Below are 19732 nucleotides of genomic sequence, written 5' to 3'. Positions count from 1 at the left end.
GGCCGCTCCGGCACCCCGGGCCCCTCGGGACCCGCGCGCTCAGGGCGCGTACGTCTCCCCGCCCAGGGTGAGGGTGGCGCTGCCCGCGGTGTTGTCGGCCAACCAGGCCTCGAAGGCGGGGAGGTCGGCTTCGGGGAGGGCGACCTCGATCTCCACGGCGGAGCCGTAGCGCAGGTCGACGACGGTCCGGCCGGTGGAGCGCAGGTCGTTCTGGGTCTTGCCGGCCCGCTGGTGGTCGACGGTGACGGTGGCCAGCCGGTAGCGGCGGCGGGTGACGGTGCCGAGCGCGTCGAGCGCTTCTCCGACGACCCCTCCGTAGGCCCTGATCAGGCCGCCGGCTCCGAGCTTGACGCCGCCGTAGTACCGGGTGACGACGGCGACCGCGTACCGGACGTCGCGCCGCGTCAGCATCTGCAGCATGGGGACCCCGGCGGTGCCCCCGGGCTCGCCGTCGTCACTGGCCTTCTGGACGGAGGCGTCGGCGCCGATCACGTAGGCGAAGCAGTTGTGGGTGGCGGTGGGGTGCTCCTTGCGGACGCGCGCGATGAACTCCTGAGCCTCCTGCTCCGTCGCGGCGGGCGCGAGCGAGCACAGGAACCGCGAGCGGTTGATCTCCGCCTCGTGCACGCCCTTCCGGGCCACCGTCACGTACTGGTCCGCCTTCACCGCTCCACCCTAAGCGGTGGTCGGGAACGATCCGGCCGGCCGGGTGACGCGGGCTTCCGACCGCCGGCCGAAATGCGCCCGCCATTGGGGCGACCTACGGTGAACGCATCCGGCCCTCTCGAACGCGGGAAGGGGAAATCCATGTTTTCGCTGCCCGGCAAGGACATGACGCGCGACGGAATGCGGCGGCGGCTCCTCATGGTCGCGCCCGCGGCCCTACTGGCCTCCCAGGCGGTAATGCCGATCGGCGGTTTCGTCCCGGGTGTGACACAGGCCCACGCCGCCGAGGACGTCGCGATCCCCACCGCCATGACGGTTCCGGCTCGGCCCGATTACGAGCGGCTCGCCCTCGCCACTCTCGACGAGGTGACACGGGGCGACTTCACGGCCGTCTCCGCCCGCTTCGACGAGGTCCTTCGCGGACAGGCCACTCCGGAGTTCCTCGCGAAGTCCTGGAACGACTACCAGACGGCGTTCGGTCGCTTCGAGTCGCACGGGGCCCCGAAACAGGTCGCGTCCGGCAATGGGAATGTGGTCGACGTCCCGCTGCACATGGCGAAGCGGCCCGGCAATTTCCGCGTCACCTTCAATTCGGATGGACAGATCGTGGGCCTGTTCTTCCTGCGGACGGGAGTTCCGGTCCCCTAGGCCCTGTCGGGGAATCCGATACGCGCCCTTTCCGTTGATCCCCCCGTACGGGCCGGCAGGAGCCGGTCCGACGGGCGAGCAGGAGGCGGTGCGCGTGTACGGCGACCAGGAGACCATCCGCAGGATCCTCACCGAAGTCGGGGACACCTGGGCCGTGGTGGGCCTGTCGAACAACGAGAGGCGGGCGGCCTACGGGGTGGCGCGCGTGCTGCAGAGGTTCGGGAAGCGGGTGGTTCCCGTACACCCCAAGGCGGAGACGGTGCACGGGGAGCCCGGGTACGCGACGCTGGGGGACATCCCGTTCGAGGTGGATGTGGTCGACGTCTTCGTCAACAGCGACCTCGCGGGTCCGGTCGCCGACGAGGCGGTGGCGATCGGCGCGCGCGCCGTCTGGTTCCAGCTCGGCGTGATCGACGAGGCCGCCTGCGAGCGGACGCGGGAGGCGGGCCTGCTGATGGTCATGGACCGGTGTCCCGCGATCGAGATCCCCACCCTGTAACGCGCCCTGTAGCGGGGCCCGTCAGGGCGCGAGCGCCGGCTCGTGCCCGCTGACCGGCGGGATCGAGACGGCCATGGTCATGTGCATCGGCTCCGGGCCGTCGTTGCGGTACTCGTGCGGGACGTTCGCCTCGAAGGAGACCGCCCCGCCCGGCGGCACCTCGTACGGTTCGCCGTCGACGGTGAGGGTGAGCCGCCCGGCCGTGACGTGCAGCATCTCCAGGGTTCCCGCCGGGTGCGGGTCCGACGCCGTGCCCTCGCCCGGCTGCAACCGGTACGCCCACACCTCCAGGGGCCCGCGCCGGTCGTCGCCGAGCAGCATGGTCGCGCCGCTGCCCCCGTCCGTGGACCACATCCGTACTCCCTGGCCGGGCGGCACGAGGTGGACCCGCGGGCCGCGGTCGCGGTCCAGGAGGGTGGTGATGCTCACGCCGAGGGCGTCGGCCAGCTTCACGGTGGTGCCGACGCTGGGGTTCGTCCGGGCCTGCTCGATCTGGATGATCATCCCGCGGCTCACGCCCGCCCGCGCCGCCAGCGCCTCCAGGGTGAATCCGCGCTCGCTACGCCAGCGCCTGAGGTTGCGCGCGAGCGCTTGAGTGAGCTGCTCCAGGTCCGACACGGGTTCCCCCAGCTTCGCGTCCAACATTTTGGATGACGCAGTCCAGCAGACTGAACTACGGTGTGGTGTACTCGACGCTGCACCCCACCGTTCACCACACTGTACTGCGAGGCCCCCGCATGACCGTCCTCTTCGCCCTGGCGACAGCCCTGCTGTGGGGACTCGCCGACTTCGGCGGCGGGCTGCTGACGCGCCGCGTCCCAGCGCTGACGGTGGTGGTGGTCTCGCAGGTCGTCGCCGTCGCCGTGCTCGGCGCCGTCGTGCTCGCCACCGGCGCCTGGCGGGAGGCGGGAGCGCAACTGTGGTTCGCGGTCGCCGCCGGCTTCGTCGGGCCGGTCGCGATGCTGAGCTTCTACAAGGCGCTGGCCCTCGGCCCCATGGGCGTGGTGTCCCCGCTCGGGTCGCTCGGCGTGGTCGTCCCCGTCGGAGCCGGACTGGCGCTGGGCGAACGCCCCGGACCGGGCCAGTTCGCCGGGATCGCGGTGGCCGTCGTCGGCATCATCCTGGCCGGCGGCCCGGAACTGCGCGGAGCGCCGGTACAGCGTCGGGCCGTGCTGCTCACCCTGCTCGCCGCGTTCGGCTTCGGCGCGGTGATGGCCCTCATCTCGGAGGCCTCCCACACCGTCATCGGTCTTTTCCTGGCCCTGTTCGTGCAGCGCGTGACCAATGTGGCCGTGGGCGGCGCCGCCTTGGCCGTACAGGTGCGGCGGGGCGCGCCCGCCCTGCCGGCGGCCGACGGCCCGCGCCTGCTGTGGCGACTCCTGCCGGCGCTGGCCTTCGTCGGTCTCGCGGACGTCGCGGCGAACGGCACGTACTCCGTCGCCGCCCAGAGCGGCCCGGTCACGGTGGCCGCCGTGCTCTCCTCGCTCTATCCGGTGATCACCGCACTCGCCGCCTTCGCCGTGCTCAAGGAGCGCCTGCGGCCGGTCCAGGCGGCCGGCGCGGGCCTCGCCCTCGCCGGCACCGTCCTGCTGGCCGCCGGTTAGGAGGCCTCTTCGAGACCGGGCCGGCTCGCGGACCTACCCCACGCCGGGCGACACGACCTCGCCCGCGCCCGCGCCGCTCCCTCGGGCCGTCGCCTTCGCGTCCGCCTGCGCCTCCGCCAAGGCGGCCAGACCGCGCAGTTGTTCCGGCGTGATGCCGTCGGCGATCGGGATCGGCGCCGGGGTGCGCAGCGGTGGTTGCCAGCCCGTCTCGGGTTCCCATCGCCGCACGACGCGCGCCGGGGCCCCCGCCACCACCGCGTGGTCGGGCACCTCGCCCCGTACGACGGCTCCCGCCGCCACGACCACGTTGCGACCCAGCCGCGCCCCCGGCAGGATCACCGCGCCGGTACCCAGCCAGCAGCCCGGGCCGATCTCCACCGGCTCGCTGCGCGGCCACTGCCTGCCGACCGGCTCGTGCGGGTCGTCGTAGCTGTGGTTGGTGGAGGTGATGTACACGCCCGGCCCGCAGAAGGTGTCGTCCCCGATGCTGATCCGGGTGTCGGCTATGACGTGGCTGCCGCGACCGAGGACCACCCCGTTGCCCAGCACGAGCACGGGGTCCGGGCCGAGGTCCAGATCGGGCATCATCCCGGCCGTCAGGGTGACCTGCTCGGCGATGATGCAGTGGTCGCCGAGCCGGATCCACTGTTCGCCGAAGACGGTGCCCTGCGGGAAGGCCAGGCGCGTGCCGTGGCCGATGGCGCCGAAGCGCAGCGGTCCGGGCGTCTCGGCGGTCACGGCCCCGGCCCGCTGCATCCAACGCCACCCGGCCTGGACGGCGCGGTTGGCCACGCGACGGCGCAGGGATGAGAACGTGTTCTGGTTCTTCGGCACCGGGTCACCGTAGCGCGCCGGGTGCCGGTACCGCGCCGTGATCTTCACCCCATCGCCCGAGACCTCGCCCCCGTGTCCTACCGTGCTGTGAGCGCGGCACCGGCGGAGCACAGAGAACCGAGGGAAGAGAACATGACACAGCAGGCGGCCCAGGCACTCGTGGCGGCCGTGGGCGGGAAGCAGCCCGTCATCGACCCGTCCGCCTTCACGGCGCCCACCTCCGTGGTGGTCGGCGACGTCACGCTCGGCGCCGGCTCCAGCGTCTGGTACTCGGCGGTGCTGCGCGCCGACTGCGGGCCGATCACCCTGGGCGCCGACAGCAACGTGCAGGACAACTGCACCATCCACGTGGACCCCGGGTTCCCGGTCAGCGTCGGGGAGCGCGTATCCATCGGCCACAACGCCGTCGTGCACGGCTGCACCGTCGAGGACGACTGCCTGATCGGGATGGGCGCGACCGTCCTCAACGGCGCGGTGATCGGCGCCGGTTCGCTCGTCGCGGCGCAGGCACTGGTCCCCCAGGGCATGGTGGTGCCGCCCGGCTCTCTGGTCGCGGGCGTTCCGGCCAAGGTGCGGCGGGAGCTCACGGAGGAGGAGCGCGAGGGCATCCGCGTCAACGCCCTGATGTACACGGGGCTGGCCGAGCGGCACCGCGCGTCCGTGGGCCCGCGGGACTGATCGGGACCCGGGGCCGGCGGGTGTCCGGCGCCGCTCTCAGTCCGAGATCGACGCCGGCGCCTGGGCCGCGGGCTCGTCCTCGACGAGGTGCTCCGCGGCCGCCGCCTTGCGCATCCGGTAGCGCAGCACCAAGGTCACCGAGAGCCCGATCAGCAGGGCCGCCACCAGCGCCAGCCACGAGAACCGCTTGAGCCACGGCTCGGCGACGATGCCGACGGTGTAGATCACGGCGGTCGTACCGCCGGCCCAGATGATCCCGCCGAGCACGTTCGCGATGAGGAACTTCCAGTACGGCATGCGCAGCACGCCCGCCAGCGGTCCGGCGAAGATCCGCAGCAGGGCCACGAACCGCCCGAAGAAGACGGCCCACATGCCCCACTTCTCGAAGGAGCGTTCCGCCAGGGCGACGTGCCGCGGCCCGAAGTGCTTGGGGAAGCGCCGGCCCAGCCGCTCAAGCAGCGGCTTGCCGCCCCGGCGTCCGATCGCGTAGCCGATGGAGTCGCCGACGATGGCGCCCGCGATGGCGCACAGTCCCAGCACCACCGGATCGATGTGCCCCTGCTGTGAGGCCAGCAGGGCCGCGCTGACCAGGATGATCTCGCCGGGCAGCGGAACGCCCAGGCTCTCCAGGCCGATGACCAGCCCCACCAGGAGATAGACGCTGATCGCCGGGATCGTCTCCAGCCATTCCTGGATGTGCACCGGTACGTCCTCCAGAGTCGTCCCCGGCGCGCCCCCTGTGACACGCCGAACAGGCAGCCTATCCGCTCGCCACGACAGCCTTCCCTCTCAGCGGCAGTTCGCGGGACGAACGGCCGATGTACACCTCACGGGGACCGGTGCCACGCACCCACGCGTGCCGCTCCGGGTCCCAGGACGAGAGCGCCCGCGCGTCCACGTCAACGGTGACCCGCCGCTCCTCCCCCGCGCTCAAGGTCAGCCGCCGGTAGCCGACGAGCGCGCGCACCGGCTGGTCCGGTTTCAGCTCACCGGACGGGCCGACGTACACCTGCGCCACGTCGATGCCCTTGCGGCGGCCGGTGTTGCGGACGGTGAACTCCACGCGCAGTCCGCCGCGCAGCGGCCGCACCGCCGCTTTCGTATACTCCCACGTCGTGTACGAGAGGCCGTGCCCGAACGGGAACAGCGGCTCGACGTGCTGCGCGTCGTACCAGCGGTGGCCGACGTGGACGCCCTCGGAGTACTCCTGGCGCCCGCCCACGCCCGGGTAGCGCAGCGGGTCACCGCCGACCGGGGTCGCCCGCTCGTCGGCCGGGAACGTCTGGGTGAGCCGGCCGCCCGGGTCGACATCGCCGAAGAGGACGTCGGCCGTGGCCGCCGCGCCCTCCTGCCCCGGGTAGTACATCTGGAGGACGGCCCCGGTACGGGCGAGCCAGGGCATGGTCGTACTGGAGGAGGTGTTCAGCACCACCGTGGTGCGCGGGTTGACGGCGGTGACGGCCTCGATGAGGGCCTCCTGGCCGCCGGGCAGGGCGAGGGAGCGGCGGTCGCTGCCCTCGGTGGCGTCCTCGTAGGCGAACAGCACCACGGCGGCGGCCTCCTTGGCCGCCTTCACCGCCTCGGCGACGTCCGCGGCCCGGCTCGCGCTCGTGGTGTGCCGGAGGCGGAACCGCTGCCCCTTCTCCCCGCCCTCGGCGGTCACCGCGAGCCGGTGGGTGCCGGCCTTCAGGAGGAGGGTGTGGCGGCGGACGGTGAGCCCGTCGGGGGCGGCGGCGAGCAGTCCGCCCGCGAAGTACTCGGCCACGCCCTGCCGCACCGGGAACAGTTCCTGCCCGTCGAGGCGTACGGAGGGCCGCTTGCCGGTGTAGTGGACGAGCAGGGTCCACTCGTCGTCGGCGCCCAGGGTGAACTCCCCCTCGTGGCTCCAGGTGCGTCCGGCGTCCACGCCCCGGTCGTCCAGGTCCGCGGCCGGGGTCAGCAGCGTCGGCGGGAGGGCCCGGCCGTACAGGTCCTCGCCGAGGGCGTAGCGGACGGCGGCCCCGTTGCCGGCGCGCCGTGTGATCGCGGTGAGCGGGGAGGGCGCCCGCTCCGGGAGGACGTGCGCGCTTCCGCCGCCGCTGACGAAGGGCACCCGGCCGGTGGGCCCGATCACCGCGAGGGAGCGGGCCGAGGCACCGACCAGCGGCAGCGTGCCGTGCTCGTTGCGCAGCAGCACCGCTCCCGCGGCGGCCACCTTGCGCGCGGTCCGGGCGCCGGCGAAGGGGTCGCGCACCGGTCGGGCCGGTGGGTGCGGGGACAGCAGCCCGAAGCGGTCCATCGTGGTCAGGACGCGGCGTACGGCGAGGTCCACGGCGCCGCGCGGGACGGTGCCGGCGCGTACCGCCTCGCGCAGCGGCGGGCCGAAGTGGGCGCCGCCGGGCATTTCCATGTCGAGGCCGGCCGTGAGGGAGGCGACGGTGCTGTGGGTGGCGTCCCAGTCGGACATCACCCAGCCGTCGAATCCCCAGCGGGCGCGCAACACTTCGTCGAGCAGCGCCTTGTTCTCGCAGGCGTGGACGCCGTTGACCTTGTTGTACGCGCCCATGACCGCGCCGGCTCCGGCGGCGACGGCGGCCTCGAAACCCCGAAGCTCCGTCTCGTGCAGGGTCTGTTCGCCGGCGATCACGTCGACGGTGTCCCGCCCCTGCTCCTGGTTGTTGAGGGCGAAGTGCTTGACGGTGGCGATCAGCCCCTCGTCCTGGATGCCTCGTACGACCGCGGTCACGAGGTCGGCCGTCAGCCGCGGGTCCTCGGCGAACGTCTCGAAGTTCCGCCCGGCGTAGGGCGTGCGGATCAGGTTGACCATCGGCGAGAGCAGCACGTCCTGGCCGAGCGCCCGGCCCTCGCGGCCGATGACGCGGCCGTACTCGCGGGCCAGTTCCGGGTCGAAGGCGCAGGCCATGAGGACGGGGGCGGGCAGTGCGGTGGCGGGCCGGGCGACCCTGATGCCGGCCGGTCCGTCCGCGAGGCGCAGCGCGGGAATCCCGAGGCGGGGTACGCCGGGCACGTAGCCGGCCTGACCGAGCGGGGCGGGGTCCTGGGCGCCGTGCAGGAGGGCGGTCTTCTCGTCGAGGGTGAGTTCGGCGATGAGGGCGTCGATCCCGGCCGCGCCCAGCGTCTTCCCGGCGGCCGGCGGGGGCGCCTCGGTACGGGGCGCGGCGCCGGTCGGCGCCGCGGACGCGCAGCCGGTCACTCCCAGGACGGCGCCCGCCGCCCCCAACATCCGCATCGCGGAACGTCTGGACACGGGCTCGCTCATGGGGCTCCCTGCGGCGTCGGCGCGGACGGGAGCGGCCCGCGCCGGACCGCTCCCGCGCCCACTGTCGGCCCGCGCCCCGCCGGCCCGTGCCCGGACGCGCCACCGGAGACCCCAGGTTCAGCCCTGCGGCGGCCGGCCGCCGTGCCCCGCGCCCGCGCGGGCCGCTGAGGGGAGCTACGCGTTGGGACGCAGGGTCCAGACCACGGTCATCTCCCCGGTCACGGCCTCGTCCTCGCGCTGGATGGCGATGGTGACGGGGAATTCGGGGCGGCCGCCCGCGTCGAGTTCCGCGACGACCTCGGCGGCCGGGCGGCCGAGGGTGGCGGTGGCTGTGACGACGCCCTTGGCCAGCTTCTTGTAGCCGATCTCGGCCTTGACGGCGAGCGGTACGGCGCGCGAGAGCTGGTCCCCGAACGCGGCGAGGACGATGGCGCCGCTCGCGGACTCGGCGAGGGTGAACATCGCGCCGGCGTGCGGACCGCCGACGTGGTTGTGGAAGTCGGGCTGGTCGGGCAGCCGGACGACGGCGCGCTCGGGGGTCGTCTCCAGGAACTGGAGGTTCAGGGTGCGGGCCATCGGCACGGTCGCGGCGAGCAGTTCGCCCACGTTCATCTGTTCTGCGCTCATGACACGCGATGTTACCCACGAGTAAGGGCGGTTGGCCAGACCGGACGAGGGGGCGGCCGTGGCCACTGTCCGCCCCTCCCACTATCGTTACCGGCCATGTGGCCAGGACAGCAGCAGCCGCCCGGGGGACAGCCCGACCCCCAGGACGCGCGACAGAACCCGTACCAGCAGCAGCAGGGACAGCCGAACCCGTACCAGCAGCAGCCGCAACCGGGATTCGGTGAGCCGCAGCCCGGCTACGGATACCCGCAGGCGGGTTACCAGACGCCCCCGCCCGTCCAGCCGTGGGGCCGGCCCCAGTCGGCGCCGCAGCCACCGGCTCGCGGCAGGAGCCCGTACTCCACGAAGACGGTGGCCATCGTCGCCGCCGCCGCGGTGGTCGTGACCGCGGCCGTCACCGGGACGTTCGTCCTCACCCGGGACAAGAAGACCGTCCAGGCCAACGACAAGCCCGTCGCCGTCTCCTCGCCTCCCGCCAGTTCGGCCACCCCGCCCGCCCCGAGCGGGAACCCGCGCGCCGGCGGCGAGGTCAAGCCGGTGATCCCGGGCTGGAAGGTCGTCATCAACCCGTTGCACGGCACCGCCTTCGACGTACCGGCGGACTGGACCGTCGCGAGCTCCGGCCTGAGCAGCGGCTTCGAGGACTCCAAGAAGGGCGACGGCTCCGCGCTCGTCATGATGACGGCGCCCGCCTTCTACAAGCAGGACTGGTGCAAGGTCGACTCCAACAAGGACGGCAAGGAGGAGACCACCGAGCTGGCAGGCACCGGCGCCAAGGGCGCCCAAGGCGCCAAGGACACCGCCGAGGCCGCGCGGATCGCCGCCGAGAACTGGGTGTACGCCGCCTACGCCCAGGACTCGCCGAACCCGAAGGAGACGGTCAAGTCCACGGACTCCAAGGACTTCACGACCCTCTCCGGTCTCAAGGGCAGCTTCTCCACAGCGACCGCCACCGGCCTGCCGAAGAAGAACAAGTGCTCCTCGGACGGCAAGAGCATCGCCTTCGCGTACAAGATCGCGAACGGTGACTTCGCCGTCTGGGTGCTCTACGCGGCCTCGGGCGTCCCCGGCGAGGTCTCCAAGGAGACCTACGAGAAGATCATGAGCTCGGTCCGCCTCACCGGAAGCTGATCTGCCGTCCACCGCCCCCGGGCCGACAATCCGTTTGGATTCTCGGTCCGGGGCGGGTGATAGTCCCGGGGTGAGTCCTCCTCCCGCCGCCCCTTCCCGCACGCCCTCCCGCCGCCGGCCCGCGTGGGCCGGCCGCAACTACAGCCTGCTGACGGGCGCCGCCGTCGTCACCAACCTCGGCAGCCACGGGGCACTGATCGCCGCCGCCTTCGCCGTCCTCGACGCCGGCGGGAGCACGGGCGACGTCGGCCTGGTGGCGGCGGCCCGCACCCTGCCACTCGTCCTCTTCCTGCTGATAGGCGGTGCGCTGGCCGACCGGCTGCCGCGGCACCGGGTGATGGTGGCGGCCAACGCCCTCAACTGCCTCTCGCAGGCCGCCTTCGCCGCGCTCGTCCTCGCCGGTGACCCGAAGCTGTGGCAGATGATGCTGCTCACCGCGCTCTGCGGCACGGGCACCGCCTTCTTCAACCCCGCGGCCGAGGGCATGCTGTTGTCCAGCGTCTCGGGCGAGCACGCCAACCGCGCCTTCGCCCTGTTCCGGATGGCGATGAACGGCGCGGGCATCGGCGGCGCGGCTCTGGGCGGGGCGATGATCGCCGCGATCGGCCCCGGCTGGGTCCTGGCGGTGGACGCCGCGGCCTTCGCCCTCGCGGGCGCGCTACGGGCCTTCCTGAGGGTCGGCCACATCGCCGACCGGGCTCCCGGCGGCGGTCTGTGGGCCGATCTGCGCGAGGGTTGGGACGAGTTCAGGAGCCGCTCCTGGCTCTGGGGGATCGTGCTCCAGTTCTCCGTGGTCGTCGCCGTCGTGGGCGCGGCGGAGGCGGTGTACGGGCCCCTCGTCGCCCGGGACCGGCTGGGCGGGCCCGCTCCCTGGGGCGCGGCCCTGGCCTTTTTCGGCCTCGGCACGATCGGCGGGGCGCTCCTGATGACGGTGTGGAAGCCGCGCCGGCTGCTGCTGGTCGGCACGCTCTGCGTCTTTCCCATGGCCTTGCCGTCGGCGGCGCTCGCGGTGCCGCTGCCGATCTGGGGGCTGTGCGCGGTGATGCTGGTCAGTGGGGTGGCCATCGAGGTGTTCGGCGTCAGCTGGATGACGACCCTGCACCAGGAGATACCGGAGGAGAAGTTCTCCCGCGTCTCGGCCTACGACTGGTTCGGCTCCGTTTCGATGCTCCCACTGGCCACCGCCCTGGCCGGCCCGGCCGAGACGCTCTTCGGGCGTACGCCGGCCCTGTGGGGCTGTGCGACGCTCGTGATCGTGGCCACCGCCCTGGTCCTCGCCGTCCCGGACGTCCGCCGCCTCACCCGCCGCCCGGCCGCCGCCCGGATCCCGGCCCCGGCCGCCTCGCCCGAGCCCGCCCGGTCACCGGAGCCCGTCCCGTCGTCAGAGCCCGTCGTCCGGTGAAGCCCGGGTCGGTGCGCCCGGGGACTACCCCACGCTGAACGCCCCCGCCGGTGGCTCCGGCGAGGCAACCGCCTGGGCGTCCGCCACCGTAGCCGCGCCCCGCACGAACCGGGCGAGGGCCGCCCCCGCCTCCACCCGGGCCGGGAACGCGTCGCCCGCGCAACGCCGGGCCAGGGCGGCCACCGGGATCTCCCGATCCGACGCCACGAGCACCGCGTTGCCGAACCTCCGCCCCCGCAGCACCCCCGGCTCCGCGACCAGCGCCAGCTCCGCGAACGCCGCCCCGAAGTTCGCCAACTGCCCCCGCAGGAAGGCGAACGGCGCCCCGTCCGCCAGGTTGGCCACGTACAGTCCACCGGGCCGCAGCACCCGCGCCGCCTCCCGCGCGTACTCCGACGAGGTCAGCCGCGCCGGGACCCGGGAGCCCCCGAAGACGTCCGCCACCAGCACATCGGCGCTCGCCGCCGGCGCGCCCTCCAGCCAGGCCCGGGCGTCGGCGGCGTGCACCGTGATCCCGCGATCCCGGCCCCACGGCAGGTGCTCGGCCACCAGGTCCACCAGCCCCGCGTCGAACTCCACCACCTGCTGCCGGGACCCCGGCCGGGTCGCGGCGGCGTACCGCGGGAGCGTCAGCGCGCCCCCGCCGAGGTGCAGCAGGTCCAGCGGCGCACCCGGCTCCGCCGCGCAGTCCAGTACGTGGGCGAGGCGACGTACGTACTCGAATTCCAGGTGCTCCGGGTCGTCGAGGTCGACGTACGACTGCGGCGCCCCGTCGACGGTCAGCAGCCAGGCCCGCTCCCGGTCCACGTCCGGCATCAGCTTGGCCGTTCCCTGGCCCACGTCCCGGATCACCGGGATCTGCTCGTCGTTCACCCCACCATTGTCAGGCCCCCCAGACGCGCGCCGCCTCCCGCGCGTGCGCCGCCGCCTGGGCCAGCCCGGCCCGGGCGGCCGGGTCCCGCCGCGCCGGGTCCAGGACGTTGCGCCCGAACGTCTTGCGGGCCTCCGCGGACGGGGTGATCAGCAGGACCTCCGCCCCGGCCTTGCGCAGCCGCTCGGCCTGCGCGGCGGGCGAGGGGATCAGCTTCGACCCGAGCGACATCGGCGCGACGATCACCACCCGCTCGTAGCCCTCGGCCAGGTCGGCGTTGGTCGCGGAGCGGACGCCGCCGTCGATGAACCGCCGGCCGTCCACGGTCACCGGCGGCCACACCCCGGGCACCGCGCAGCTCGCCGAGACCGCGTCCAGCAGCCCGGCGCCGCTCTGCCGGTCGAAGGCGGCCAGTTCTCCGGTCAGCGCGTCGACGGCGGTCACGACCAGCCGCCGCTCGGGCCATTCGTACGAGACGAGCCGGGCTTTGAGCACCTCGCGGCGCACCGCCTCGGGCCCGGTGTCGGCGGCCAGCGCGAAGGCGCCGACCCGCCGCCGGTAGCTCGCGGCGTCCCGGGAGCGCAGCATCGTGACGGCGTACCGCGCGAACATGGCGGCGCCCAGCCTCGCCGACGCCTCGCCGGTCGCGTCCCCGAGCTGACGCTCGTACAGCTCTGTCGGCGTGAGGAGCCCGGAGGTGAGCTGGGCGCCGACCACGGAACCGGCCGAGGTGCCGACGACGAGGTCGGCGGTGGTCAGGTCCGTGCCCGCCGCGGCCAGCCCGCACAGGATGCCGGTCTCCCAGCCGATTCCGGTCAGTCCGCCGCCGCCGAGCACCAGTGCCGTCCTGCCGCCCATCGTCGCCCGCCCCTCGTCGTGTCGCACCCGTGTGGTGACGGCAGTCTGACGCAGCCCGACCGCCGCCACCACACCGGGTGCTTCTCCGATCCCGGCCTTCAGCCGACCGAGGTGATCGTCCCAGCGCCGACCGTGCGTCCGCCCTCGCGGATCGCGAAGCCGAGGCCGGCCTCCAGGGGAACGTCCCGGCCCAGTTCGACGGTCATGGTGACCGTCTCCCCCGGCCGGGCCACCGTCGCCGCCCCCAGGTCCACGTCCCCGACCACGTCGGCGGTGCGGATGTAGAACTGCGGACGGTAGCCGGAGGCCACCGGCGTCGTCCGGCCGCCCTCCCGGGCGGAGAGCACGTACACCCGGGCCGTGAAGCGGCGGCTGGGCACGACGCTGCCCGGGGCCGCCACCACCTGCCCTCGGCGCACCCCGTCGCGCGGCACCCCGCGCAACAGCAGCGCGACGTTGTCCCCGGCCTCGGCGGACTCCATCGGCTTGCCGAAGGTCTCCAGGCCGGTGACGACGGTCTCGACGGGCTCCCCGTCGCCACCGAGCACGCTCACCCGGTCGCCCGTGCGCACGGTGCCGCGCTCGACGGCGCCGGTGACGACCGTCCCGCGTCCGGTGATGGTGAGGACGTTCTCCACCGGCAGCAGGAACGGCGCGTCCGTGTACCGCACGGGCATCGGCACGTACGTGTCCACCGCGTCCAGCAACGCCTCGACGGCCGCGGTCCAGCGCGGGTCGCCTTCCAGCGCCCCGAGCCCGGAGACCCGTACGACGGGCGCGTCGTCGCCGCCGTAACCGTGGGCGGTGAGTAGCTCGCGGACCTCCAACTCGACCAGGTCGGTGAGCTCGGGGTCCCCGGCGTCGGCCTTGTTGAGGGCCACCACGATGTGGTTCACGCCCACTTGGCGGGCGAGCAGCACGTGCTCGGCGGTCTGGGGCATGACCCCGTCGAGCGCGGAGACGACGAGGATCGCGCCGTCGAGCTGGGCCGCGCCGGTCACCATGTTCTTGACGTAATCGGCGTGGCCGGGCATGTCGACGTGGGCGTAGTGGCGGGTGTCGGTCTCGTACTCGACGTGGGTGAGGTTGATGGTGATCCCGCGCCGGGCCTCCTCGGGGGCCCGGTCGATGCGGTCGAAGGGGACGAAGGAGGCTCCGCCGCGCTCGGCGAGGACCTTGGTGATGGCTGCGGTGAGGGTCGTCTTGCCGTGGTCGACGTGTCCCATGGTGCCGATGTTGAGGTGCGGCTTGGTGCGCACGAAGGCCGTCTTGGCCATGATGTCTTCCCGTGTGTCGTGAAGCTGGAAACGGGACCCCCGGAGCGAACCGACCCTCCCCCTGCGGGGTCCGCCGGACGATCCGGGAAGGGTCAGCTTCGTGCGCCGTCGAACGCGGCGAAGGGAAGTGCCTCTGCGAGGACGGCAGCCTTCGGCGCGTCCGCGACTGCGGACGGCGCTGCGGGGAAGGCGTACCGGGACATGTGCCTGATCCTGCCTCAGGGCGCCCCGGCCGTCGAACGGTTTTCGCGGAGGCGGATCGGCCCGTGGCGCGACGTGGTCTTCGTCACTGTCGGCGCGGGGCACGGCCCCGTGGCCTCGTGGGCGTCGGCTGCCGTTCGTCCGCGCTTGGGATGGAGGACGGCGCCGCGGCGGACCCTTCGGCTAGTCTCCCCGGATGCCCCCTCTCCTCTCGCCGTGGGCCCGGCTGTCGCTGCTCGTCCTGCTGCTCGCGGGCGGGGGCGCGGGCGTGCTGCTGTACCAGCCCCAGCGGCTGCTGTCTCAGGGGCTGCCGCCGGGACTCCCGGTCGGCGTGGCGACACTGGCGTTCGCGACGGTGTACGGCCTGTGCACGGCGGCGTTCGTCCCGAGGCCGTTGCTGAACCTGGCGGCCGGGGCGGTGTTCGGGTCCGTCCTCGGGTTGTTCGCGGCGGTCGCCGGCACGGTCCTCGGCGCCGGGATCTCCTTCGCCCTGGGCCGGGCGTTGGGCCGTAGCGCGCTGCGGCCCCTGGTGCGCGGCCGCTGGCTGCGCGCGGCCGACGGGCAGCTCGACCGGCACGGCTTCCGCTCGATGCTCGCGATCCGCCTGTTCCCGGGGGTTCCGTTCGCGGCAGCCAACTACTGCGCGGCGGTGTCCCGCTGCGGTTGGCTGCCCTTCCTGTGCGCGACCGCGCTGGGCACCGTGCCCAACACCGCCGCCTACGTGATCGCCGGGGCGAGCGCCGCCTCCCCGGATTCGCCCGCGTTCCTCGTGTCCTTCGGATTCATCGCGGTGTCGGGGGTGGTCGCCGCCGCGGTCGCCTGGCGCGAGCGGCACCGCCTCCTGCCCCGGCCCCAACCGGTGGCGGCGTGCGGGCTCACGCCCCGGCACCCCCCTGTGGTCACCGGCGTTCCCCACGGGCCCTAGCATCGGACGCGACCCTCCCGACGATCACAAGGACGAGCGCACCCCGACATGAGCTGGTTCGAATCCCTAATCCTCGGTCTCGTCCAGGGGCTTACGGAGTTCCTCCCGATCTCCTCCAGCGCCCACCTCCGGCTGACCGCGGCGTTCGCCGGCTGGCAGGACCCGGGCGCGGCCTTCACCGCGATCACGCAGATCGGCACCGAGGCCGCCGTGCTGATCTACTTCCGCAAGGACATCGCGCGGATCGTGTCCGCTTGGTTCCGTTCGCTCTTCGACAAGTCGTTGCGCGGGGACCAGGACGCGAAGATGGGCTGGCTGGTGATCGTCGGTTCGATCCCGATCGGTGTGCTGGGCGTCACGCTCAAGGACGCGATCGAGGGCCCCTTCCGTGATCTGCGGCTGACCGCGACCACCCTCATCGTGATGGGCGTCGTGCTCGGCATCGCCGACCGGTTGGCGGCGCGCGACGAGGAGGGCGGTAGGCACCGCGCGGTCCGCGAGCGCAAGACGCTCAAGGAGCTCGGTGTCAAGGACGGTCTGATCTTCGGCATATGCCAGGCGATGGCGCTGGTTCCCGGGGTCTCCCGTTCCGGTGCGACGATCTCCGGCGGTCTGCTGATGGGCTTCACGCGCGAGGCCGCGGCACGTTACTCCTTCCTCCTCGCCATCCCCGCTGTCCTGGCCTCGGGCGGCATGGAGTTGACGAAGCTGGGCGAGGGCCAGGTGTCCTGGGGCCCGACGGTCTTCGCCACGGTCATCGCCTTCTTCGTCGGTTACGTCGTGATCGCCTGGTTCATGAAGTTCATCTCCAGCAAGAGCTTCATGCCCTTCGTGGTCTACCGCATCCTGCTCGGCATCGCCCTGATCGTCCTGATCAGTATGGACGTGCTGAGCCCGCACGCGGGCGAATCGGCGGGCTGAATCACCGTTTCGCGTGAACCGCAGGCCGTCCGGGAACGTTCCCGGACGGCCTCCGCGTCGTTGTGCCTGTAAAGAGACGAGAGACCTGAGAGCGAACAGCAGGGGGTGCCCCATGCGTCGAGTGGTTCTGGAGCGTTTTCCGGCCGGAAGTCCCAGGGGAAGCTGGCCGGCCGAGGAGTACGCGGCCCAGCGGATGCGGGAGGGCGTGCCGGCCGAGGTGGTGATGGACCTCGACAGTGACGCCTTCCTGGTCGTCGTGCGCCGGCGGGAGGCGCGTTCCGGTCGCTGACGGACCGGCCGGGACCAAGTCGCGCCACGCCTCTTGGCGTCGCGGCCGGGCGCCCGCACACTGACCCGATGACGCAGCGTGTGGACCTCGCGACGGTGATGGACCGGCTGGCGATCGACGAGGTGGTCTCGGGGTACGCGGTGGCCGTGGACGACGGCGACTGGGACGCCTACCGGGCTCTGTTCACCCCGGACGGGCGCGCGGACTACCGGTCCGCCGGCGGGGTGGAGGGCCCGGCCGCGGAGGTCGCGGGGTGGCTGGCGCGGACCATGACGCTGTTCCCCGTACGCCAGCACCTGATCGTCAACCGGCTCGTCCGGCTGGAGGTCACCGACGGCGCGCCCGGTGACACGGCGCGGGTGAGGGCCGACTTCCTCAACCCCATGCGGCTGGCCCACGCCGGGTCCGACCCCACCGTCACCGCCCCCAACTTCGTCGCGGCGGGCCGCTACGACTTCTCCCTGGCCCGCACGCGCGATGGCTGGCGGCTCTCCGGGGTAACCGTGCACGAGAAGTGGCGGCACCCGGCGGGCTGACGCGGCCCGGCCGTCCCACACTGGAAGTGGAGGCGCCTCATGGTCCCGGAGCACACAGGGTGGTGGCGTGCGGCCGCCGCGGTCGCCGCGGGGGCGCTGCCCGCGCTCGCCTTTCCCGCTCCCGCGCTCTGGTGGTTCGCCTACGTCGCCCTCGTGCCCTGGATGCTGTTGCTGAGGTCCGCCCCGTCCGGCAGGCGGGCGGCCCTGGAGGGCTGGCTCGGCGGGACCGGATTCGTCTTCGCCGTCCACCACTGGCTGTTGCCCAGCCTTCACGTGTTCCTGTTCCTGCTGGCGGCCCTGCTCGGAGCGCTCTGGATTCCCTGGGCGCTGCTCGTACGGGAGCTGCTCGGCGGGGTCGCGACGCCCGGCCGGGCGGGCGCCGCGCTGGTGCTCGTACCGGCGGGGTGGCTGCTGCCGGAGCTTGTGCGGTCCTGGCAGGGGTTGGGCGGGCCGTGGGGGCTCCTGGGGGCGAGCCAGTGGCAGGTCCCGGCCGCGCTGGTGCTGGCGTCGGTGGGGGGCGTGTGGCTGGTGAGCCTGCTGGTGGTGGCGGTGAACTGTGCGCTGGCCCTGCTGGTCGCGGTGCCGGGGGCGCGGGTGCCCGCGCTGGCGGGGGTGACGGGGTGCGCGCTGCTGACCGGGGCGGTGTGGCTGTGGGTGCCGCGTCCGGAGGTGTCGGGCGGGCTGCGCGTGGCCGTCGTACAGCCGGGTCCGGTCGCGGACGGTCCGGACAGCACGGAGCGGCGGTTCGCGGCCGGTGAGCGGCTGACCCGGGAACTGGTCGGGGCGCCGTCCGACCGGCGTCCCGATCTGGTGGTCTGGGGCGAGAGCAGCGTCGGGGAGGACCTGGCGGACCGGCCGGACCTGGCCCGGCGGCTGGCGGCGCTGTCCGCGCGGGTGGGAGCTCCGCTGCTGGTCAACGTCGACGGGCGACGCAGTGACCGGCCCGGTATATACAAGAGCTCCGTACTGATCGGACCGGACGGGCCGACGGGAGACCGGTACGACAAGATGCGTCTGGTGCCGTTCGGCGAGTACATACCGGCACGGGCCCTGCTCGGCTGGGTCACCTCGGTCGGCAAGGCGGCGGACGAGGACCGGATGCGCGGGAGCGCGCCGGCCCTGATGAAGCTGCCGGACCGGCCCGGGGTGCGGCTGGGCCCGCTGATCTGCTTCGAGTCCGCCTTTCCCGACATAAGCCGGAACCTCACCCGCGACGGGGCCGCGCTGCTCGTCGTCCAGTCGTCGACCTCCAGCTTCCAGGACGGCTGGGCCCCGGCGCAGCACGCTTCGCTCGCCGCCCTGCGGGCCGCCGAGGACGGCCGCCCGGTGGTGCACGCCACCCTGACCGGGATCAGCGAGGTGCACGGCCCGTCCGGGGAGCGGATCGGGTCGGCGCTGCCCACGTCGGCGAGCGCGGCGGCCGTGTACGAGGTTCCGCTCGCCCGGGGCACGACGCTCTACGTGCGCTTCGGGGACTGGCCGGTGGGCGCGGCCCTGTCCGCCCTGGCCGCCTACTGCGCGGCGCAGGCGGCGCGTTCGCTCAGGAAGCCTGCTCCAGAGCCGAGCGCACCACCCGCTCGCACAGCTCATGGGTGAGCAGGGCGTCGCGGGCACTGAGGACCCGGCCCGCGCCGACGGCCTCCAGGAAGGCGTCGACCACCTGCTCGATCCCGCGCTGGCGGGCGACCGACACCCAGTCGCCGCGCCGGCGCACGGTCGGCTGGCCGCGGTGGTCGATGACCTCTGCGAGGTTGACGACCTGGCGCTTGGTGTCCTGCCCGGACACCTCCAGGATCTCTTCCGTGGAGCCGGAGAGGCGGTTCATGACGCCGAGGGCGGTGAACCCGGCGCCGGACATCTGGAGGACCACCTGGTGCATCAGCCCTTCTCGGACCACGGACCGGACGTCGATGTGGTCGGCCGCCCCGGGCAGCAGGAAGCGCAGGGTGTCGACGACGTGGATGAAGTCGTCCAGGACGAGGGTGCGCGGGTCCTCGGGCAGGCCGACCCGGTTCTTCTGCATGATGATCAGTTCGCGCGGGTGGTCGGCGCACTGGGCGTAGCCGGGAGCGTGTCGGCGGTTGAAGCCGACGGCGAGCGAGACCCCGCGCGCACCGGCCAGTTCGACGAGCGCCCGCGAATCCTCCAGCTCGTAGGCAAGGGGCTTGTCCACGTAGGTCGGTACCCCCGCCTCCAGCAGCCGGGTCACGATCTCGGGGTGCGCGGTGGTGGGCGCGTGGACGAAGGCGGCGTCGGGCCCCTGGGCGATGAGCGCGTCGAGGGTGGTGTGCCGGCGTTCGGCGGGGACGTGGTGGACGTCGCCGATCCGTCGCAGGGTCGCGGGGGTCCGGGTCTGTAGGTGCAGCTCGACTTCGGGGCGGGTGGTGAGGACGGGCAGGTACGCCTTCCGGGCGATGTCGCCGAGTCCGATGACGCCGACCTTCACCGGGTACCTCCTGGTTGCTGCCTTGTGGGACGCTCGCAGCTTAATCCCTGGTGGCAGGGG

21 protein-coding genes are annotated in these 19732 nt (G+C 73.3%); 11 read left to right on the top strand and 10 right to left on the bottom strand.

Features of this window, described 5'->3' with window-relative positions; all coding sequences use genetic code 11:
• Window positions 1–39: 39 nt before the first annotated feature.
• The gene (locus ACV7NM_RS27155; protein WP_463412724.1) at window positions 40–666 is read right to left on the bottom strand and encodes a YigZ family protein; all 627 of its coding nucleotides are present in this window, start codon (window positions 664–666) and stop codon (window positions 40–42) included.
• 141 nt (window positions 667–807) lie between these two features.
• Here ACV7NM_RS27155 and ACV7NM_RS27150 point away from each other — a divergent pair, with 141 nt between their 5' ends.
• Entirely contained in the window at window positions 808–1314 is a 507-nt protein-coding gene (locus ACV7NM_RS27150) for a DUF3887 domain-containing protein (RefSeq protein WP_463412723.1), read from the top strand.
• Between the two features lie 94 nt (window positions 1315–1408).
• On the top strand, window positions 1409–1813 hold the full coding sequence (locus tag ACV7NM_RS27145) for a CoA-binding protein (RefSeq protein ID WP_463412722.1): 405 nt from the start codon (window positions 1409–1411) through the stop codon (window positions 1811–1813).
• Window positions 1814–1834: 21 nt separating this feature from the next.
• Here the strand turns inward: ACV7NM_RS27145 and ACV7NM_RS27140 are convergent, their stop codons facing one another.
• Window positions 1835–2431, bottom strand: coding sequence for an XRE family transcriptional regulator (locus tag ACV7NM_RS27140; RefSeq protein WP_463414087.1), 597 nt, complete (start codon window positions 2429–2431; stop codon window positions 1835–1837).
• A 119-nt stretch (window positions 2432–2550) separates the two neighbouring features.
• On the opposite strand from ACV7NM_RS27140, the gene ACV7NM_RS27135 reads away from it, so the two are divergent.
• Window positions 2551–3417, top strand: coding sequence for an EamA family transporter (locus ACV7NM_RS27135; protein ID WP_463414086.1), 867 nt, complete (start codon window positions 2551–2553; stop codon window positions 3415–3417).
• A 33-nt stretch (window positions 3418–3450) separates the two neighbouring features.
• On the opposite strand, the gene ACV7NM_RS27130 is transcribed toward ACV7NM_RS27135, so the two are convergent.
• Window positions 3451–4251: an acyltransferase gene (locus ACV7NM_RS27130; protein ID WP_463412721.1), complete on the bottom strand. Its 801-nt coding sequence runs from the start codon at window positions 4249–4251 to the stop codon at window positions 3451–3453.
• Window positions 4252–4383: 132 nt separating this feature from the next.
• On the opposite strand from ACV7NM_RS27130, the gene ACV7NM_RS27125 reads away from it, so the two are divergent.
• Complete coding sequence (locus tag ACV7NM_RS27125) at window positions 4384–4929, top strand: gamma carbonic anhydrase family protein (protein WP_463412720.1); 546 nt, start codon at window positions 4384–4386, stop codon at window positions 4927–4929.
• Between the two features lie 36 nt (window positions 4930–4965).
• Here ACV7NM_RS27125 and ACV7NM_RS27120 read toward each other — a convergent pair whose 3' ends face one another.
• The 3 genes from ACV7NM_RS27120 to ACV7NM_RS27110 form a co-directional block, all read right to left on the bottom strand.
• A complete protein-coding gene (locus ACV7NM_RS27120; RefSeq protein WP_463412719.1) occupies window positions 4966–5631 on the bottom strand; it encodes a DedA family protein in 666 nt (221 codons plus the stop codon).
• A gap of 58 nt (window positions 5632–5689) precedes the next feature.
• Entirely contained in the window at window positions 5690–8188 is a 2499-nt protein-coding gene (locus tag ACV7NM_RS27115; protein ID WP_463412718.1) for a beta-glucosidase, read from the bottom strand.
• Between the two features lie 174 nt (window positions 8189–8362).
• Window positions 8363–8815, bottom strand: coding sequence for a DUF4442 domain-containing protein (locus ACV7NM_RS27110; protein WP_366080101.1), 453 nt, complete (start codon window positions 8813–8815; stop codon window positions 8363–8365).
• A gap of 96 nt (window positions 8816–8911) precedes the next feature.
• Here ACV7NM_RS27110 and ACV7NM_RS27105 point away from each other — a divergent pair, with 96 nt between their 5' ends.
• Both ACV7NM_RS27105 and ACV7NM_RS27100 read left to right on the top strand, forming a co-directional pair.
• Window positions 8912–9946 carry a hypothetical protein gene (locus ACV7NM_RS27105; protein ID WP_463412717.1) on the top strand — a complete coding sequence of 345 codons (1035 nt, stop codon included), beginning with the start codon at window positions 8912–8914 and terminating at the stop codon, window positions 9944–9946.
• Window positions 9947–10016: 70 nt separating this feature from the next.
• The gene (locus ACV7NM_RS27100; RefSeq protein ID WP_463412716.1) at window positions 10017–11348 is read left to right on the top strand and encodes an MFS transporter; all 1332 of its coding nucleotides are present in this window, start codon (window positions 10017–10019) and stop codon (window positions 11346–11348) included.
• A 24-nt stretch (window positions 11349–11372) separates the two neighbouring features.
• Here ACV7NM_RS27100 and ACV7NM_RS27095 read toward each other — a convergent pair whose 3' ends face one another.
• From ACV7NM_RS27095 to tuf, 3 genes are all read right to left on the bottom strand, one after another.
• The gene (locus ACV7NM_RS27095) at window positions 11373–12164 is read right to left on the bottom strand and encodes a spermidine synthase (protein WP_463414085.1); all 792 of its coding nucleotides are present in this window, start codon (window positions 12162–12164) and stop codon (window positions 11373–11375) included.
• 67 nt (window positions 12165–12231) lie between these two features.
• Window positions 12232–13077, bottom strand: coding sequence for a patatin-like phospholipase family protein (locus ACV7NM_RS27090; protein WP_463414084.1), 846 nt, complete (start codon window positions 13075–13077; stop codon window positions 12232–12234).
• A 98-nt stretch (window positions 13078–13175) separates the two neighbouring features.
• Window positions 13176–14354 carry an elongation factor Tu gene (gene tuf, locus ACV7NM_RS27085; protein WP_463412715.1) on the bottom strand — a complete coding sequence of 393 codons (1179 nt, stop codon included), beginning with the start codon at window positions 14352–14354 and terminating at the stop codon, window positions 13176–13178.
• Window positions 14355–14751: 397 nt separating this feature from the next.
• Here tuf and ACV7NM_RS27080 point away from each other — a divergent pair, with 397 nt between their 5' ends.
• The 5 genes from ACV7NM_RS27080 (at window position 14752) to lnt (ending at window position 18822) form a co-directional block, all read left to right on the top strand.
• Window positions 14752–15480, top strand: a complete 729-nt coding sequence (locus ACV7NM_RS27080; RefSeq protein WP_463412714.1) for a TVP38/TMEM64 family protein — start codon at window positions 14752–14754, stop codon at window positions 15478–15480.
• Between the two features lie 48 nt (window positions 15481–15528).
• Window positions 15529–16401, top strand: coding sequence for an undecaprenyl-diphosphate phosphatase (locus ACV7NM_RS27075; RefSeq protein WP_463412713.1), 873 nt, complete (start codon window positions 15529–15531; stop codon window positions 16399–16401).
• Between the two features lie 112 nt (window positions 16402–16513).
• A complete protein-coding gene (locus tag ACV7NM_RS27070) occupies window positions 16514–16690 on the top strand; it encodes a hypothetical protein (protein ID WP_463412712.1) in 177 nt (58 codons plus the stop codon).
• A 68-nt stretch (window positions 16691–16758) separates the two neighbouring features.
• Window positions 16759–17226: a nuclear transport factor 2 family protein gene (locus ACV7NM_RS27065; protein WP_463412711.1), complete on the top strand. Its 468-nt coding sequence runs from the start codon at window positions 16759–16761 to the stop codon at window positions 17224–17226.
• A gap of 39 nt (window positions 17227–17265) precedes the next feature.
• Window positions 17266–18822: an apolipoprotein N-acyltransferase gene (gene lnt, locus ACV7NM_RS27060; RefSeq protein ID WP_463412710.1), complete on the top strand. Its 1557-nt coding sequence runs from the start codon at window positions 17266–17268 to the stop codon at window positions 18820–18822.
• On the opposite strand, the gene ACV7NM_RS27055 is transcribed toward lnt, so the two are convergent.
• On the bottom strand, window positions 18767–19672 hold the full coding sequence (locus tag ACV7NM_RS27055; protein WP_463412709.1) for a Gfo/Idh/MocA family protein: 906 nt from the start codon (window positions 19670–19672) through the stop codon (window positions 18767–18769). The two genes, lnt and ACV7NM_RS27055, sit on opposite strands and share 56 nt — an antisense overlap.
• Between the last annotated feature and the right edge of the window lie 60 nt (window positions 19673–19732).

This window comes from Streptomyces sp. Tek67B01 (assembly GCF_055231995.1).
Note: the sequence above shows the minus strand (reverse complement) of the source record. Positions and strands in the feature narration are given on the sequence as shown.

Coding starts and splice junctions, on each gene's coding strand:
- ACV7NM_RS27105 (WP_463412717.1), top strand. CDS start 8,912: ATGTGGCCAGGACAGCAGCAGCCGCCCGGGGGACAGCCCGACCCCCAG.
- tuf (WP_463412715.1), bottom strand. CDS start 14,354: ATGGCCAAGACGGCCTTCGTGCGCACCAAGCCGCACCTCAACATCGGC.
- ACV7NM_RS27135 (WP_463414086.1), top strand. CDS start 2,551: ATGACCGTCCTCTTCGCCCTGGCGACAGCCCTGCTGTGGGGACTCGCC.
- ACV7NM_RS27095 (WP_463414085.1), bottom strand. CDS start 12,164: ATGCCGGACGTGGACCGGGAGCGGGCCTGGCTGCTGACCGTCGACGGG.
- ACV7NM_RS27070 (WP_463412712.1), top strand. CDS start 16,514: ATGCGTCGAGTGGTTCTGGAGCGTTTTCCGGCCGGAAGTCCCAGGGGA.
- ACV7NM_RS27075 (WP_463412713.1), top strand. CDS start 15,529: ATGAGCTGGTTCGAATCCCTAATCCTCGGTCTCGTCCAGGGGCTTACG.
- lnt (WP_463412710.1), top strand. CDS start 17,266: ATGGTCCCGGAGCACACAGGGTGGTGGCGTGCGGCCGCCGCGGTCGCC.
- ACV7NM_RS27090 (WP_463414084.1), bottom strand. CDS start 13,077: ATGGGCGGCAGGACGGCACTGGTGCTCGGCGGCGGCGGACTGACCGGA.
- ACV7NM_RS27125 (WP_463412720.1), top strand. CDS start 4,384: ATGACACAGCAGGCGGCCCAGGCACTCGTGGCGGCCGTGGGCGGGAAG.
- ACV7NM_RS27115 (WP_463412718.1), bottom strand. CDS start 8,188: ATGAGCGAGCCCGTGTCCAGACGTTCCGCGATGCGGATGTTGGGGGCG.
- ACV7NM_RS27110 (WP_366080101.1), bottom strand. CDS start 8,815: ATGAGCGCAGAACAGATGAACGTGGGCGAACTGCTCGCCGCGACCGTG.
- ACV7NM_RS27150 (WP_463412723.1), top strand. CDS start 808: ATGTTTTCGCTGCCCGGCAAGGACATGACGCGCGACGGAATGCGGCGG.
- ACV7NM_RS27065 (WP_463412711.1), top strand. CDS start 16,759: ATGACGCAGCGTGTGGACCTCGCGACGGTGATGGACCGGCTGGCGATC.
- ACV7NM_RS27080 (WP_463412714.1), top strand. CDS start 14,752: ATGCCCCCTCTCCTCTCGCCGTGGGCCCGGCTGTCGCTGCTCGTCCTG.